This window comes from Escherichia sp. HH41S (assembly GCF_009820115.1).
Classification (GTDB): Bacteria; Pseudomonadota; Gammaproteobacteria; order Enterobacterales; family Enterobacteriaceae; genus Escherichia; species Escherichia coli_F.
In genome coordinates this window covers 91018-104562 of record NZ_VNXE01000086.1, presented here as the reverse complement: position 1 = coordinate 104562, position 13545 = coordinate 91018, and the positions used below count along the sequence as shown (strand labels likewise).

The following is a 13545-nucleotide window of genomic DNA, read 5'->3' as shown; positions in this document are numbered from 1 at the left end:
ATTAAGGTCACACTGTTAAATTGAGAAAGTCTCGCCAATGGCGCAATTCTACTCTGCAAAACGACGCACGACGACGCGTCAGATCATAACTGTTTCAGTCAACGACCTCGACTCTTTTGGTCAGGGCGTGGCACGACATAACGGCAAAGCGTTATTTATTCCTGGATTATTGCCACAGGAAAACGCGGAAGTTACTGTTACTGAAGATAAAAAACAGTACGCCCGCGCTAAAGTCGTGCGCCGGTTAAGCGATAGCCCGGAACGCGAAACGCCACGCTGCCCTCATTTTGGCGTATGCGGTGGCTGTCAGCAACAACACGCCAGCGAGGATTTACAGCAGCGAAGCAAAAGTGCGGCACTCGCCCGATTAATGAAACACGATGTCTCTGAAGTGATCGCCGATGTTCCCTGGGGCTATCGCCGTCGTGCGCGTTTAAGTCTGAACTATCAACCTAAAACACAGCAACTTCAGATGGGGTTTCGCAAATCGGGCTCCAGTGACATTGTTGACATTAAACAATGCCCCATTTTAGTGCCCCAACTTGAAGCATTGCTGCCCAAAGTCAGGGCATGCCTGGGCAGCTTACAAGCTATGCGCCATCTTGGTCATGTTGAACTGGTACAAGCAACCAGCGGTACGCTGATGATTTTGCGCCATACCGCACCGCTAAGTTCGGCAGATCGCGAAAAACTGGAACGCTTTTCGCATTCTGAAGGCCTGGATCTGTATCTCGCCCCCGATAGTGAGATACTCGAAACCGTCTCTGGTGAGATGCCCTGGTATGACTCAAACGGGTTGCGCTTAACTTTTAGCCCGCGCGATTTTATTCAGGTCAATGCGGGTGTGAACCAAAAAATGGTAGCGCGTGCGTTGGAATGGCTGGATGTACAACCTGAAGATCGCGTACTGGATCTGTTCTGCGGTATGGGCAACTTTACACTGCCATTGGCGACACAAGCTGCCAGTGTGGTGGGTGTAGAAGGCGTTCCGGCGCTGGTTGAAAAAGGCCAGCAGAATGCGCGTCTTAATGGCTTACACAATGTGACGTTTTATCACGAAAATCTTGAAGAAGATGTCACAAAGCAGCCGTGGGCGAAAAACGGCTTCGATAAAGTGTTGCTGGACCCGGCGCGAGCAGGTGCAGCAGGTGTTATGCAGCAAATTATAAAACTGGAACCTATTCGTATAGTTTATGTATCCTGTAATCCTGCAACGCTGGCTCGGGATAGCGAAGCGTTATTAAAAGCAGGATATACCATTGCGCGACTGGCGATGCTGGATATGTTCCCACACACGGGACATCTGGAATCGATGGTACTTTTCTCGCGCGTTAAATAGTTACGATTTGCCGATTTCGGCAGGTCTGGTCCCTAAAGGAGAGGACGATGGTTGCGGTAAGAAGTGCACATATCAATAAGGCTGGTGAATTTGATCCGGAAAAATGGATCGCAAGTCTGGGTATTACCAGCCAGAAGTCGTGTGAGTGCTTAGCCGAAACCTGGGCGTATTGTCTGCAACAGACGCAGGGGCATCCGGATGCCAGTCTGTTATTGTGGCGTGGTGTTGAGATGGTGGAGATCCTCTCGACATTAAGTATGGACATTGACACGCTGCGGGCGGCGCTGCTGTTCCCTCTGGCGGATGCCAACGTAGTTAGCGAAGATGTGCTGCGTGAGAGCGTCGGTAAGTCGGTCGTTAACCTTATTCACGGCGTGCGTGATATGGCGGCGATCCGCCAGCTGAAAGCGACGCATACTGATTCTGTTTCCTCCGAACAGGTCGATAACGTTCGCCGGATGTTATTGGCGATGGTCGATGATTTCCGCTGCGTGGTCATCAAACTGGCAGAGCGTATTGCTCATCTGCGCGAAGTAAAAGACGCGCCGGAAGATGAGCGCGTACTGGCGGCAAAAGAGTGCACCAATATCTACGCGCCGTTGGCGAACCGTCTTGGGATTGGACAACTGAAATGGGAGCTGGAAGATTACTGCTTCCGTTATCTCCACCCGACCGAATACAAACGCATCGCAAAACTGCTGCATGAACGCCGTCTCGACCGCGAACACTATATCGAAGAGTTTGTCGGTCATCTGCGCGCTGAGATGAAAGCTGAAGGCGTTAAAGCTGAAGTGTATGGTCGTCCGAAACACATCTACAGTATCTGGCGCAAAATGCAGAAAAAGAACCTCGCCTTCGATGAGCTGTTTGATGTGCGTGCGGTACGTATTGTCGCCGAGCGTTTACAGGATTGTTATGCCGCACTGGGGATAGTGCACACTCACTATCGCCACCTGCCGGATGAGTTTGACGATTACGTTGCTAACCCGAAACCAAACGGTTATCAGTCTATTCATACCGTGGTTCTGGGGCCGGGTGGCAAAACCGTTGAGATCCAAATCCGCACCAAACAGATGCATGAAGATGCAGAGTTGGGTGTTGCTGCGCACTGGAAATATAAAGAAGGCGCGGCAGCTGGCGGCGCACGTTCGGGACATGAAGACCGAATTGCCTGGCTGCGTAAACTGATTGCGTGGCAGGAAGAGATGGCTGATTCCGGCGAAATGCTCGACGAAGTACGCAGCCAGGTCTTTGACGACCGGGTGTATGTCTTTACGCCGAAAGGTGATGTCGTTGATTTGCCTGCGGGATCAACGCCGCTGGACTTCGCTTACCACATCCACAGTGATGTCGGACACCGCTGCATCGGGGCAAAAATAGGCGGGCGCATTGTGCCGTTCACCTACCAGTTGCAGATGGGCGACCAGATTGAAATTATCACCCAGAAACAGCCGAACCCCAGCCGTGACTGGTTAAACCCAAACCTCGGTTACGTCACAACCAGCCGTGGGCGTTCGAAAATTCACGCCTGGTTCCGTAAACAGGACCGTGACAAAAACATTCTGGCAGGGCGGCAAATCCTTGACGACGAGCTGGAACATCTGGGGATCAGCCTGAAAGAAGCAGAAAAACATCTGCTGCCGCGTTACAACTTCAATGATGTCGACGAGTTGTTAGCAGCGATTGGTGGCGGGGATATCCGTCTCAATCAGATGGTGAACTTCCTGCAATCGCAATTTAATAAGCCGAGTGCCGAAGAGCAGGATGCCGCCGCGCTGAAGCAACTTCAGCAAAAAAGCTATACGCCGCAAAACCGCAGTAAAGATAACGGTCGTGTGGTGGTAGAAGGTGTCGGCAACCTGATGCACCACATCGCGCGTTGCTGCCAGCCGATTCCTGGAGATGAGATTGTCGGCTTCATTACCCAGGGGCGCGGTATTTCAGTACACCGCGCCGATTGCGAACAACTGGCGGAACTGCGCTCCCATGCGCCAGAACGCATTGTTGACGCGGTATGGGGTGAGAGCTACTCCGCCGGATATTCGCTGGTGGTCCGCGTGGTGGCTAATGATCGTAGTGGGTTGTTACGTGATATCACGACCATTCTCGCCAACGAGAAAGTGAACGTGCTTGGCGTTGCCAGCCGTAGCGACACCAAACAGCAACTGGCAACCATCGACATGACTATTGAGATTTACAACCTGCAAGTGCTGGGCCGCGTGCTGGGTAAACTCAACCAGGTGCCGGATGTTATCGACGCGCGTCGGTTGCACGGGAGTTAGGCCGAAATTAGCTCGTATCTACAATGTAGATTGATATATACTGTATCTACATATGATAGCGGTTTGAGGAAAGGGTTATGATCCACAGTAGCGTAAAGCGTTGGGGAAATTCACCGGCGGTGCGGATCCCGGCTACGTTAATGCAGGCGCTCAATCTGAATATTGATGATGAAGTGAAGATTGACCTGGTGGATGGCAAATTAATTATTGAGCCAGTGCGTAAAGAGCCCGTATTTACGCTTGCTGAACTGGTCAACGACATCACGCCGGAAAACCTCCACGAGAATATCGACTGGGGGGAGCCGAAAGATAAGGAAGTCTGGTAATGGTAAGCCGATACGTACCCGATACGGGCGATCTGATTTGGGTTGATTTTGACCCGACAAAAGGTAGCGAGCAAGCCGGACATCGTCCGGCTGTTGTCCTGAGTCCGTTCATGTACAACAACAAAACAGGTATGTGTCTGTGTGTTCCTTGTACAACGCAATCAAAAGGATATCCGTTCGAAGTTGTTTTATCCGGTCAGGAACGTGATGGTGTAGCGTTAGCTGATCAGGTAAAAAGTATCGCCTGGCGGGCAAGAGGAGCAACGAAGAAAGGAACGGTTGCCCCAGAGGAATTACAACTCATTAAAGCCAAAATTAACGTGCTGATTGGCTAGGTGTTACTAACTCACTTCTATTCTGGTCACAGGTTTCCACCTGACAGACCCGCAATTTTCAGGACATTCTAATGAATCAAATCGACCGTTTGCTCACTATTATGCAGCGTCTTCGCGACCCGGAAAACGGCTGCCCGTGGGATAAAGAGCAGACATTTGCCACCATTGCACCTTACACCCTTGAAGAAACCTACGAAGTGCTGGACGCCATCGCCCGCGAAGACTTTGACGATCTGCGCGGTGAACTCGGCGATCTGTTGTTCCAGGTGGTGTTTTACGCGCAAATGGCTCAGGAAGAAGGGCGCTTTGACTTTAATGATATTTGCGCTGCGATTAGCGATAAATTAGAGCGTCGCCATCCGCATGTTTTTGCTGACAGTTCTGCCGAAAACAGTAATGAAGTGCTCGCCCGTTGGGAGCAAATCAAAACCGAAGAGCGCGCGCAGAAAGCGCAGCATTCGGCGCTGGACGATATTCCTCGTAGTTTGCCGGCTTTAATGCGTGCGCAAAAAATCCAGAAACGTTGCGCCAACGTTGGCTTTGACTGGACGACGCTCGGCCCGGTAGTCGATAAGGTCTACGAAGAGATCGACGAGGTGATGTACGAGGCGCGGCAGGCTGTTGTCGACCAGGCTAAACTGGAGGAGGAAATGGGTGACCTGCTGTTTGCCACGGTCAATCTGGCTCGTCATTTAGGGACAAAAGCGGAAATCGCATTGCAAAAAGCCAATGAAAAATTCGAGCGCCGTTTTCGCGAAGTGGAGCGTATTGTTGCCGCGCGTGGACTGGAAATGACAGGTGTTGACCTCGAAACAATGGAAGAAGTCTGGCAACAGGTAAAACGGCAGGAAATTGATCTCTAAGGGAATTACGCGGTCAAGCGCGATTTGTGTCATTTTTTAAATGACAAGCGCTTGATTTGCGTCAAAAACATTTACCCCAAAGGGGCTATTTTCTCACTCCTGATTTCAATAGTGCGCTGGCGAAGAGGAGGGATAATGAAAGTTTGTGGCACAGGTCATGTTCGGGTATACTGCTTTCCCGTCCTGGTTATTCCATCGTCTTTTCAACCTAACTTCTCAGGTTCAGCATGACAACGAACTATATTTTTGTGACCGGCGGGGTCGTATCCTCTCTGGGTAAAGGCATTGCCGCAGCCTCCCTCGCAGCCATTCTTGAAGCCCGTGGCCTCAATGTGACCATCATGAAACTGGATCCGTACATCAACGTCGATCCAGGTACTATGAGCCCAATCCAACACGGGGAAGTGTTCGTTACTGAAGACGGCGCTGAAACCGACCTGGACCTGGGGCACTACGAGCGTTTCATTCGTACCAAAATGAGCCGCCGCAACAACTTCACCACGGGTCGTATCTACTCTGACGTTCTGCGCAAAGAACGCCGCGGCGACTACCTCGGCGCAACCGTACAGGTTATTCCGCACATCACTAACGCTATCAAAGAGCGCGTGCTGGAAGGCGGCGAAGGTCATGACGTGGTACTGGTAGAAATCGGCGGTACTGTAGGTGATATCGAATCCCTGCCGTTCCTTGAAGCGATTCGCCAGATGGCTGTTGAAATTGGCCGTGAGCACACCCTGTTTATGCACCTGACGCTGGTGCCGTACATGGCAGCGTCTGGTGAAGTCAAAACCAAACCGACTCAGCACTCTGTAAAAGAACTGCTCTCCATCGGTATCCAGCCTGACATTCTGATTTGTCGTTCAGATCGCGCTGTTCCGGCGAACGAACGTGCGAAGATTGCATTGTTCTGTAATGTTCCGGAAAAAGCGGTTATTTCTCTGAAAGACGTCGATTCCATCTATAAAATTCCGGGCCTGTTGAAATCGCAGGGGCTGGACGATTATATTTGTAAACGATTCAGCTTAAACTGCCCGGAAGCGAATCTGTCCGAATGGGAACAGGTTATCTTCGAAGAAGCGAATCCGGTAAGTGAAGTCACCATTGGTATGGTCGGCAAGTACATTGAACTGCCGGACGCCTACAAATCCGTGATCGAAGCACTGAAACACGGTGGGCTGAAGAATCGTGTCAGCGTCAACATCAAACTGATCGATTCACAAGATGTTGAAACGCGCGGCGTTGAAATCCTTAAAGGTCTGGACGCAATCCTCGTACCTGGCGGTTTCGGCTATCGTGGCGTAGAAGGCATGATTACGACCGCGCGTTTTGCGCGTGAGAACAATATTCCTTATCTGGGCATTTGCCTGGGTATGCAGGTGGCGTTAATTGATTACGCTCGCCATGTTGCCAACATGGAGAACGCCAACTCTACGGAATTTGTGCCAGACTGTAAGTACCCGGTTGTGGCGCTGATTACCGAGTGGCGCGATGAAAACGGCAACGTTGAAGTTCGTAGCGAGAAGAGCGATCTCGGCGGTACCATGCGTCTCGGCGCACAGCAGTGCCAGTTGGTTGACGATAGCCTGGTTCGCCAGCTGTACAATGCGCCGACAATTGTTGAGCGTCATCGTCACCGTTACGAAGTCAACAACATGCTGTTGAAACAGATTGAAGATGCAGGTCTGCGCGTTGCGGGCCGTTCCGGGGATGATCAGTTGGTCGAGATCATCGAAGTTCCGAATCATCCGTGGTTCGTGGCTTGTCAGTTCCATCCGGAGTTTACTTCTACTCCACGTGATGGCCACCCGCTGTTTGCAGGCTTTGTGAAAGCCGCCAGTGAGTTCCAGAAACGTCAGGCGAAGTAAGTAAAAAAGTTAGAACGGCAACGCGTACCCAGGGTACGCGTTGTTTGTCTGGAGTTTCAGTTTAACTAGTGACTTGAGGAAAACCTAATGTCCAAAATCGTAAAAATCATCGGTCGTGAAATCATCGACTCCCGTGGTAACCCGACTGTTGAAGCCGAAGTACATCTGGAGGGTGGTTTCGTCGGTATGGCAGCTGCTCCGTCAGGTGCTTCTACTGGTTCCCGTGAAGCTCTGGAACTGCGCGATGGTGACAAATCCCGTTTCCTGGGCAAAGGCGTAACTAAAGCTGTTGCTGCAGTTAACGGCCCGATCGCTCAGGCGCTGATTGGCAAAGATGCCAAAGATCAGGCTGGCATTGACAAGATCATGATCGACCTGGACGGCACCGAAAACAAATCCAAATTCGGCGCGAACGCAATCCTGGCTGTATCTCTGGCTAACGCCAAAGCTGCTGCTGCCGCTAAAGGCATGCCGCTGTACGAGCACATCGCTGAACTGAACGGTACTCCGGGCAAATACTCCATGCCGGTTCCGATGATGAACATCATCAACGGTGGTGAGCACGCTGACAACAACGTTGATATCCAGGAATTCATGATTCAGCCGGTTGGCGCGAAAACTGTGAAAGAAGCCATCCGCATGGGTTCTGAAGTTTTCCATCACCTGGCAAAAGTTCTGAAAGCGAAAGGCATGAACACTGCTGTTGGTGACGAAGGTGGCTATGCGCCGAACCTGGGTTCCAACGCTGAAGCTCTGGCTGTTATCGCTGAAGCTGTTAAAGCTGCTGGTTATGAACTGGGCAAAGACATCACTCTGGCGATGGACTGCGCAGCTTCTGAATTCTACAAAGACGGTAAATACGTTCTGGCTGGCGAAGGCAACAAAGCGTTCACCTCTGAAGAATTCACTCACTTCCTGGAAGAACTGACCAAACAGTACCCGATCGTTTCTATCGAAGACGGTCTGGACGAATCTGACTGGGACGGTTTCGCATACCAGACCAAAGTTCTGGGCGACAAAATCCAGCTGGTTGGTGACGACCTGTTCGTAACTAACACCAAGATCCTGAAAGAAGGTATCGAAAAAGGTATCGCTAACTCCATCCTGATCAAATTCAACCAGATCGGTTCTCTGACCGAAACTCTGGCTGCAATCAAGATGGCGAAAGACGCTGGCTACACTGCAGTAATCTCTCACCGTTCTGGCGAAACTGAAGATGCTACCATCGCTGACCTGGCTGTTGGTACTGCTGCAGGCCAGATCAAAACGGGTTCTATGAGCCGTTCTGACCGTGTTGCTAAATACAACCAGCTGATTCGTATCGAAGAAGCTCTGGGCGAAAAAGCACCGTACAACGGTCGTAAAGAGATCAAAGGCCAGGCATAAGCCTGACTTTATCTGATTTAAAAATGCCAGCCTTCGGGCTGGCATTTTTTATGGTTGAGTTACCAGCGGCCAGACGCGCCGCCACCGCCAGAAGAACCGCCACCTCCGCTAAATCCGCCGCCACTTGAGCCGCCACCGGAAGAGGATGAAGAAGAACCTTTTCTTGAAGCTCTTTCTTTACCGAGCGTCTTGTATTTGGCTCGTAGCTTTTTATTAACGATAAGCCAAAAGATAAGCAGCGCTACGATCGCAAAAGGCGTTAACATACCGCAGGCAACGATTAAATTCGTCCATGGTCCTGGCTCGGCAACATAGAGGAATACCATCCCGTAAATTGCGGCAGTGAGAGTTATCCAGGGTAAATTCGACGGATCGGTAAAAACAATAAAATATGAAAGCACTGCCAGCAATATAATTACAGCAAGCGAAAATGGGATAGGGGGATTGATACTGTAATAATTCCCCCTGCCTTCCGGTAATTCACCATTCATCAGAAGTGCGCCGATATTTTCGCTTGCCAGTGTTAACCCCCCCATCAGGTCATCACTTTTGAAAGCAGGGATTAATATATCACGGATAATCTTTGCCGCTTGCAGGTCGGTAACCACCCCTTCCAGCCCATAGCCGACTTCTATACGAACAGCATGATCTTCCCAGGCAACCAGAAGTAAAATGCCATCGTTTCGCTGCTTATCTCCCAGTTTCCAGCTATCAAAAACGCGTGTTGCATATTGTTCAATGGTATCGTCTCCGGTGGATGGCACTATTAATACGGCAACCTGTGCCCGTGTTTTTTGTGTAATATCCTGCAGCTGTTGTGTCAGTGATTGTTGTTCAGACGTGCTTAAGGTACCAGTAATATCGGTCACCTGTTGGCGCAGCTCCGGCACAGCAATTTGCTGGGCAAGCACAGGAAGGCACCATAAAGTGAGTAGAAAAAGGATTATACGCATAACGATCACCAACGGTCGGATGAACCGCCACCGCCAGAAGAACCGCCGCCACCGCGGAAAGAGTTTTTCGACGAAGAACGAGAATGAGCATTACGATTCCCCGTTTTCTTGTTGCTTTTATGCCCTGATCCCAGTTTAAGATTGCCAGTAGATTTGGCCACAATGATCAGCAGAACGATGCCAGCAATGGTTATTGGGCCGATAAAATGATCAATTAGCCCAATAATTGTTGAGATGAACGCAATATCTTTATTACTGGCAAATACCAGGCACCATCCCACAACAATTATCAGCAGCACGACAAACAATGAATTTCGTCCTGATTCACGAACCTGCGGAGCCTTCTTTTGTTTTTTCACTTTAGCGTTTTTATTTTGGGGGGCCAGCATCATAGGAAATGCGCGGCATATATTAAAAACTACCGCGAGACGCTGCCAGCAGATTGCTGCGAAAAATAAACTAAAACAAACGACCGATATCCGTCGAATGATGACATCGTTCTGAAAGCAGAAAAACCAGACCATAGGGGTAATCATCGATATCATCCATATGCCAGGCCCTGGATGGGTGGTAAATCGCCAGAGGACAACGATGGCAACGATCATCAGCAGTGTCCAGGCAAGACATGGCAGAGAGCGTTGCGGATTAGCAAACAGATGATTGGCTAAAGCATCCAAAGGGCTAAGATTCGCTTTTATATAGGTAAACTGTGCGATGCCTTCAATTCCCTGCGTTAACCCGGAGAAGAGATTATTTTTTTTGAATTCCGGTTGCATATGGTAATGAACAATTTGCGCAGCTTGTTCCGGTGGCAGCATCTCTTCCAGTCCATGCCCAATCTTCATTGACGCCAGCCCTTCCGGCCAAACGACGAGAATTAAGATACCTTCGCCGTACCGCTTCTCTCCAACAGGTTTCCAGTGATATAACCCGTAGCTTTGCGAGGCTGCAAGTTTAATGTCTTTACCCCCAGTGGTCGGCGTTACCAACACGGCCACCTGAAAGTGGTTTTGCTGCTCGAGAGTCTGTAATTGTTGAGTTAAAGCAGTTTGTTCTTCTGTCGTTAATGTCCCGGTTAAGTCAGTTACTGAAGGCAATTGTTCAGCGAATGCCTGGAAACCACATAGCATCAGAAGTAAGAGAAAAATACGCATTTCAATTCCTTTTGTTACCAGCGCCCGGAGGCGCCACCGCCGCCAGATGAACCGCCGCCGCTGAAATTATCATTGTCAAAAGAGGATGAAGAGGAAGATGACGACGATGATGAAGAACGCCAGGAGGCCGAGTTACTTCTTTCGTAGCGTGACGGTCGGTTGGCACTGCGCATCGAATCCCGAACCTTTTTGCCGAAGGGGGTAAAAGCGATAGCGACAGCCAGGAACGGTGTGGCGAAGCAGAGTAATGTTGCGAGTACTCCCCAGCTTCCGCCGAAACCTGCTATAGGTAAAACAAAGGCCAGTACAATAGCTGTGAAGCAAATTAGTCCCAGCGTTTTGAAATATCCTCTGGCGGAAATAAAGGTCAGTACTATTGCCCAGACTAACAAAGCCCACCAACCGCTAAAGGGCAAAGGGTGATCGGTCGGTGTTATCGTTGCTAAATTATTCCCCGTCAGACGATTATCAATATCGCTTATTCCCTTTTGCAAGCCGCCAGCAAGGTCGCCATTTTTAAATGCCGGAATAATACTGTTGCGAATAATTTTCCCGGACTGCGCATCCGTAATAACGCCTTCCAGTCCGTAACCGATTTCAATACGCACGGTATGATCCTGCCAGGCGACTAACAGTAGAACGCCATCATCGCGGTCTTTATCACCCGGTTTCCAGCTATCGAATACCCGCGTAGCGTACTGCTCGATGGTTTCATCGCCCGTTGTTTCAACCACTAACACGACCAGTTGTGCGTGGCTTTTTTGCGTCAGCTCTTTAATCTGATTGGTCAAAGTATTTACTTCATCGTTCGTCAATTTACCGGTTAAGTCATTCACATACCTGGGTGATTCAGGCACTGGAATTTGTATGGCAAACACAGATGAACAAAAGAAAGCCATAAGGAAGATAAAATTTCGCACAGGACTTCCTCGCTTAATGAGCATTAGTATTCTGGCTAAAATCTATTGTCGGGGCTTTACTCACAGCGGCGACATCATCCGGCAAATAATTTTTCTTTGGTGTGTAATCCATGACTTTTGCGGTTAACACTGCGGGGAATTTGCGGATAGTGACATTATATTGTTCGATGGCTTTAATATATCTTCCTCGCGCAACGGCAATTCGATTTTCACTTCCTTCGAGCTGTACCATCAAATTTTGATAGAGTTCCTGGGCCTTTAGCTCAGGGTAACGTTCACTAATTATCGTTAACTGACCGAGAGTGCGAGACACCTGCGCCTGAGCTTGTTGCCAGGTTTGTAATTTTTGTTCATCTCCCGGAGTTTGCTGAAGAGCGTTACTGGCGCGATTAGCCTGACTACGTGCCAATGTTACGGCTTCCAGTACCTCTTGTTCATGGCTGGAATAACCTTTAATACTGGCGACAAGATTAGGAATAAGATCGGCGCGACGTTGATATTGATTTAATACCTCAGACCAGGAAGCGTTAACCTGCTCATCATAGGTTTGAATATCGTTATATCCACAGCCTGATAAATTGAAAATAAATATAATTACGATGAATGTTCTGAGCATGGTTAAATCCCTTTTAATTAATTCCTTAAAACATAATACGCCACTTCATTTTATTCTTTATGATCTAATCCACTTTTTGCCTTAAACCTGCCTGTAACAGAATGTTAATAAGGCATGATTGTTGTGGCAGGATCTGCAATAATTAACAATTATCCACTTCACAGAGAATGCTATGCAGTACCCGATTAACGAGATGTTCCAGACCCTGCAAGGTGAGGGTTACTTTACCGGCGTCCCCGCCATTTTTATTCGTTTACAGGGATGCCCGGTCGGCTGTGCCTGGTGCGACACCAAACACACCTGGGAAAAGCTTGAGGATCGGGAAGTCTCCCTTTTCAGCATTCTGGCGAAGACCAAAGAGAGTGATAAGTGGGGGGCGGCGAGCAGTGAAGATTTGCTGGCTGTCATTGGTCGTCAGGGATACACCGCGCGGCATGTGGTGATTACGGGTGGTGAGCCTTGCATTCATGATTTGCTGCCACTGACTGACCTGCTCGAAAAGAACGGTTTTAGCTGCCAGATCGAAACCAGCGGTACTCATGAAGTACGCTGCACGCCGAATACCTGGGTTACCGTATCGCCAAAGCTGAACATGCGCGGCGGCTATGAAGTGTTGTCACAGGCACTGGAGCGAGCCAACGAAATCAAGCATCCAGTGGGACGCGTACGTGATATTGAAGCACTGGATGAACTACTGGCAACGCTGACCGATGATAAACCACGAGTCATTGCACTGCAGCCGATTAGCCAAAAGGATGATGCCACACGTTTGTGCATTGAAACCTGCATTGCGCGCAACTGGCGTTTGTCGATGCAAACACATAAATATTTAAATATTGCCTGATTAAACATTTATAAGCGTTATAAATGGGTGGAACCTGTAAAGACTTCTGCTCATTTATATTCTTTGTCGCCTCTGAAAAACCTCCATTTTGCCCGTCCTAAACTAATCATTATCATTCTCTATAAATTCTATGGCGTTAATTTTTCGTTGGAGTGAAAATTATTGCGGTAAAGTTTGGTGGATTTTAGTCGGTATAGGATTACTTTAAATATTTAGCTTTTCAATCAATGAATTAAGTGCTCTTTAACATAATGGGTGTGTTGTTTGTGTGATCCTGTAAAGTTGGTAGATTGTGACTGGCTTAAAAAATCATTAATTAATAATAGGTTATGTTTAGAGAGTTCCCCACGTCAGCGGGGATAAACTGTGACCAAACTTGTGATGAGGAAAGACCAACGAGAGTTCCCCACGTCAGCGGGGATAAACTTTGCAGGGAGTAGATCAACAGTTATTAAAATCCGAGTTCCCCACGTCAGCGGGGATAAACTGATTTTTTCCGTTAGTTGGTGAGCGTGATGACAGAGTTCCCCACGTCAGCGGGGATAAACCGCGTTTCGGCTGATTTGTTCGCCGCGTCGGTGCGAGTTCCCCACGTCAGCGGGGATAAACCGGCGAAAAAATACGGCTGGATGCGACAAAAAAAGAGTTCCCCACGTCAGCGG

The 13545-nt window shown here is 49.2% G+C and carries 11 protein-coding genes, 1 pseudogene and 1 CRISPR repeat array (1 of these 13 only partly in view); of the genes and pseudogenes, 8 read left to right on the top strand and 4 right to left on the bottom strand.

Annotation, left to right across the window (positions count from 1 at the left end; all coding sequences use genetic code 11):
* Positions 1–37 precede the first annotated feature (37 nt).
* From rlmD to eno, 7 genes are all read left to right on the top strand, one after another.
* The gene (rlmD, locus tag FQZ95_RS16505; protein WP_032185018.1) at positions 38–1339 is read left to right on the top strand and encodes a 23S rRNA (uracil(1939)-C(5))-methyltransferase RlmD; all 1302 of its coding nucleotides are present in this window, start codon (positions 38–40) and stop codon (positions 1337–1339) included.
* A 47-nt stretch (positions 1340–1386) separates the two neighbouring features.
* Positions 1387–3621 carry a GTP diphosphokinase gene (gene relA, locus FQZ95_RS16500; RefSeq protein WP_000226815.1) on the top strand — a complete coding sequence of 745 codons (2235 nt, stop codon included), beginning with the start codon at positions 1387–1389 and terminating at the stop codon, positions 3619–3621.
* Positions 3622–3698: 77 nt separating this feature from the next.
* Positions 3699–3947 carry a type II toxin-antitoxin system antitoxin MazE gene (gene mazE / locus FQZ95_RS16495; protein ID WP_000581937.1) on the top strand — a complete coding sequence of 83 codons (249 nt, stop codon included), beginning with the start codon at positions 3699–3701 and terminating at the stop codon, positions 3945–3947.
* Entirely contained in the window at positions 3947–4282 is a 336-nt protein-coding gene (mazF, locus tag FQZ95_RS16490) for an endoribonuclease MazF (protein WP_000254750.1), read from the top strand. The genes mazE and mazF overlap by 1 nt, the downstream gene beginning before the upstream one ends.
* Before the next feature lie 71 nt (positions 4283–4353).
* The gene (gene mazG, locus FQZ95_RS16485; RefSeq protein ID WP_032185017.1) at positions 4354–5145 is read left to right on the top strand and encodes a nucleoside triphosphate pyrophosphohydrolase; all 792 of its coding nucleotides are present in this window, start codon (positions 4354–4356) and stop codon (positions 5143–5145) included.
* 227 nt (positions 5146–5372) lie between these two features.
* Positions 5373–7010, top strand: coding sequence for a glutamine hydrolyzing CTP synthase (gene pyrG, locus FQZ95_RS16480; protein WP_000210878.1), 1638 nt, complete (start codon positions 5373–5375; stop codon positions 7008–7010).
* Positions 7011–7097: 87 nt separating this feature from the next.
* Positions 7098–8396, top strand: a complete 1299-nt coding sequence (eno, locus tag FQZ95_RS16475; RefSeq protein ID WP_000036723.1) for a phosphopyruvate hydratase — start codon at positions 7098–7100, stop codon at positions 8394–8396.
* A gap of 59 nt (positions 8397–8455) precedes the next feature.
* Here eno and FQZ95_RS16470 read toward each other — a convergent pair whose 3' ends face one another.
* The 4 genes and pseudogenes from FQZ95_RS16470 to FQZ95_RS16455 all read right to left on the bottom strand — a co-directional run bounded on the left by FQZ95_RS16470 (position 8456) and on the right by FQZ95_RS16455 (position 12039).
* The gene (locus FQZ95_RS16470; RefSeq protein ID WP_123057339.1) at positions 8456–9358 is read right to left on the bottom strand and encodes a TPM domain-containing protein; all 903 of its coding nucleotides are present in this window, start codon (positions 9356–9358) and stop codon (positions 8456–8458) included.
* Positions 9355–10503 (bottom strand): TPM domain-containing protein, encoded by a 1149-nt coding sequence (locus FQZ95_RS16465; protein WP_032185015.1) that lies wholly within the window; start codon positions 10501–10503, stop codon positions 9355–9357. Before FQZ95_RS16465 ends, FQZ95_RS16470 begins: the two co-directional genes overlap by 4 nt.
* Before the next feature lie 248 nt (positions 10504–10751).
* A pseudogene (locus FQZ95_RS16460) lies at positions 10752–11423 on the bottom strand (TPM domain-containing protein); the annotation flags it as partial.
* Positions 11424–11436: 13 nt separating this feature from the next.
* Positions 11437–12039 (bottom strand): LemA family protein, encoded by a 603-nt coding sequence (locus FQZ95_RS16455; protein WP_032185013.1) that lies wholly within the window; start codon positions 12037–12039, stop codon positions 11437–11439.
* 172 nt (positions 12040–12211) lie between these two features.
* Here FQZ95_RS16455 and queE point away from each other — a divergent pair, with 172 nt between their 5' ends.
* Positions 12212–12883, top strand: a complete 672-nt coding sequence (gene queE / locus FQZ95_RS16450; RefSeq protein WP_001199973.1) for a 7-carboxy-7-deazaguanine synthase QueE — start codon at positions 12212–12214, stop codon at positions 12881–12883.
* Between the two features lie 338 nt (positions 12884–13221).
* A CRISPR array of direct repeats spans positions 13222–13545; the repeat unit is 28 nt; unit sequence GAGTTCCCCACGTCAGCGGGGATAAACC; it runs 375 nt beyond the window's last position.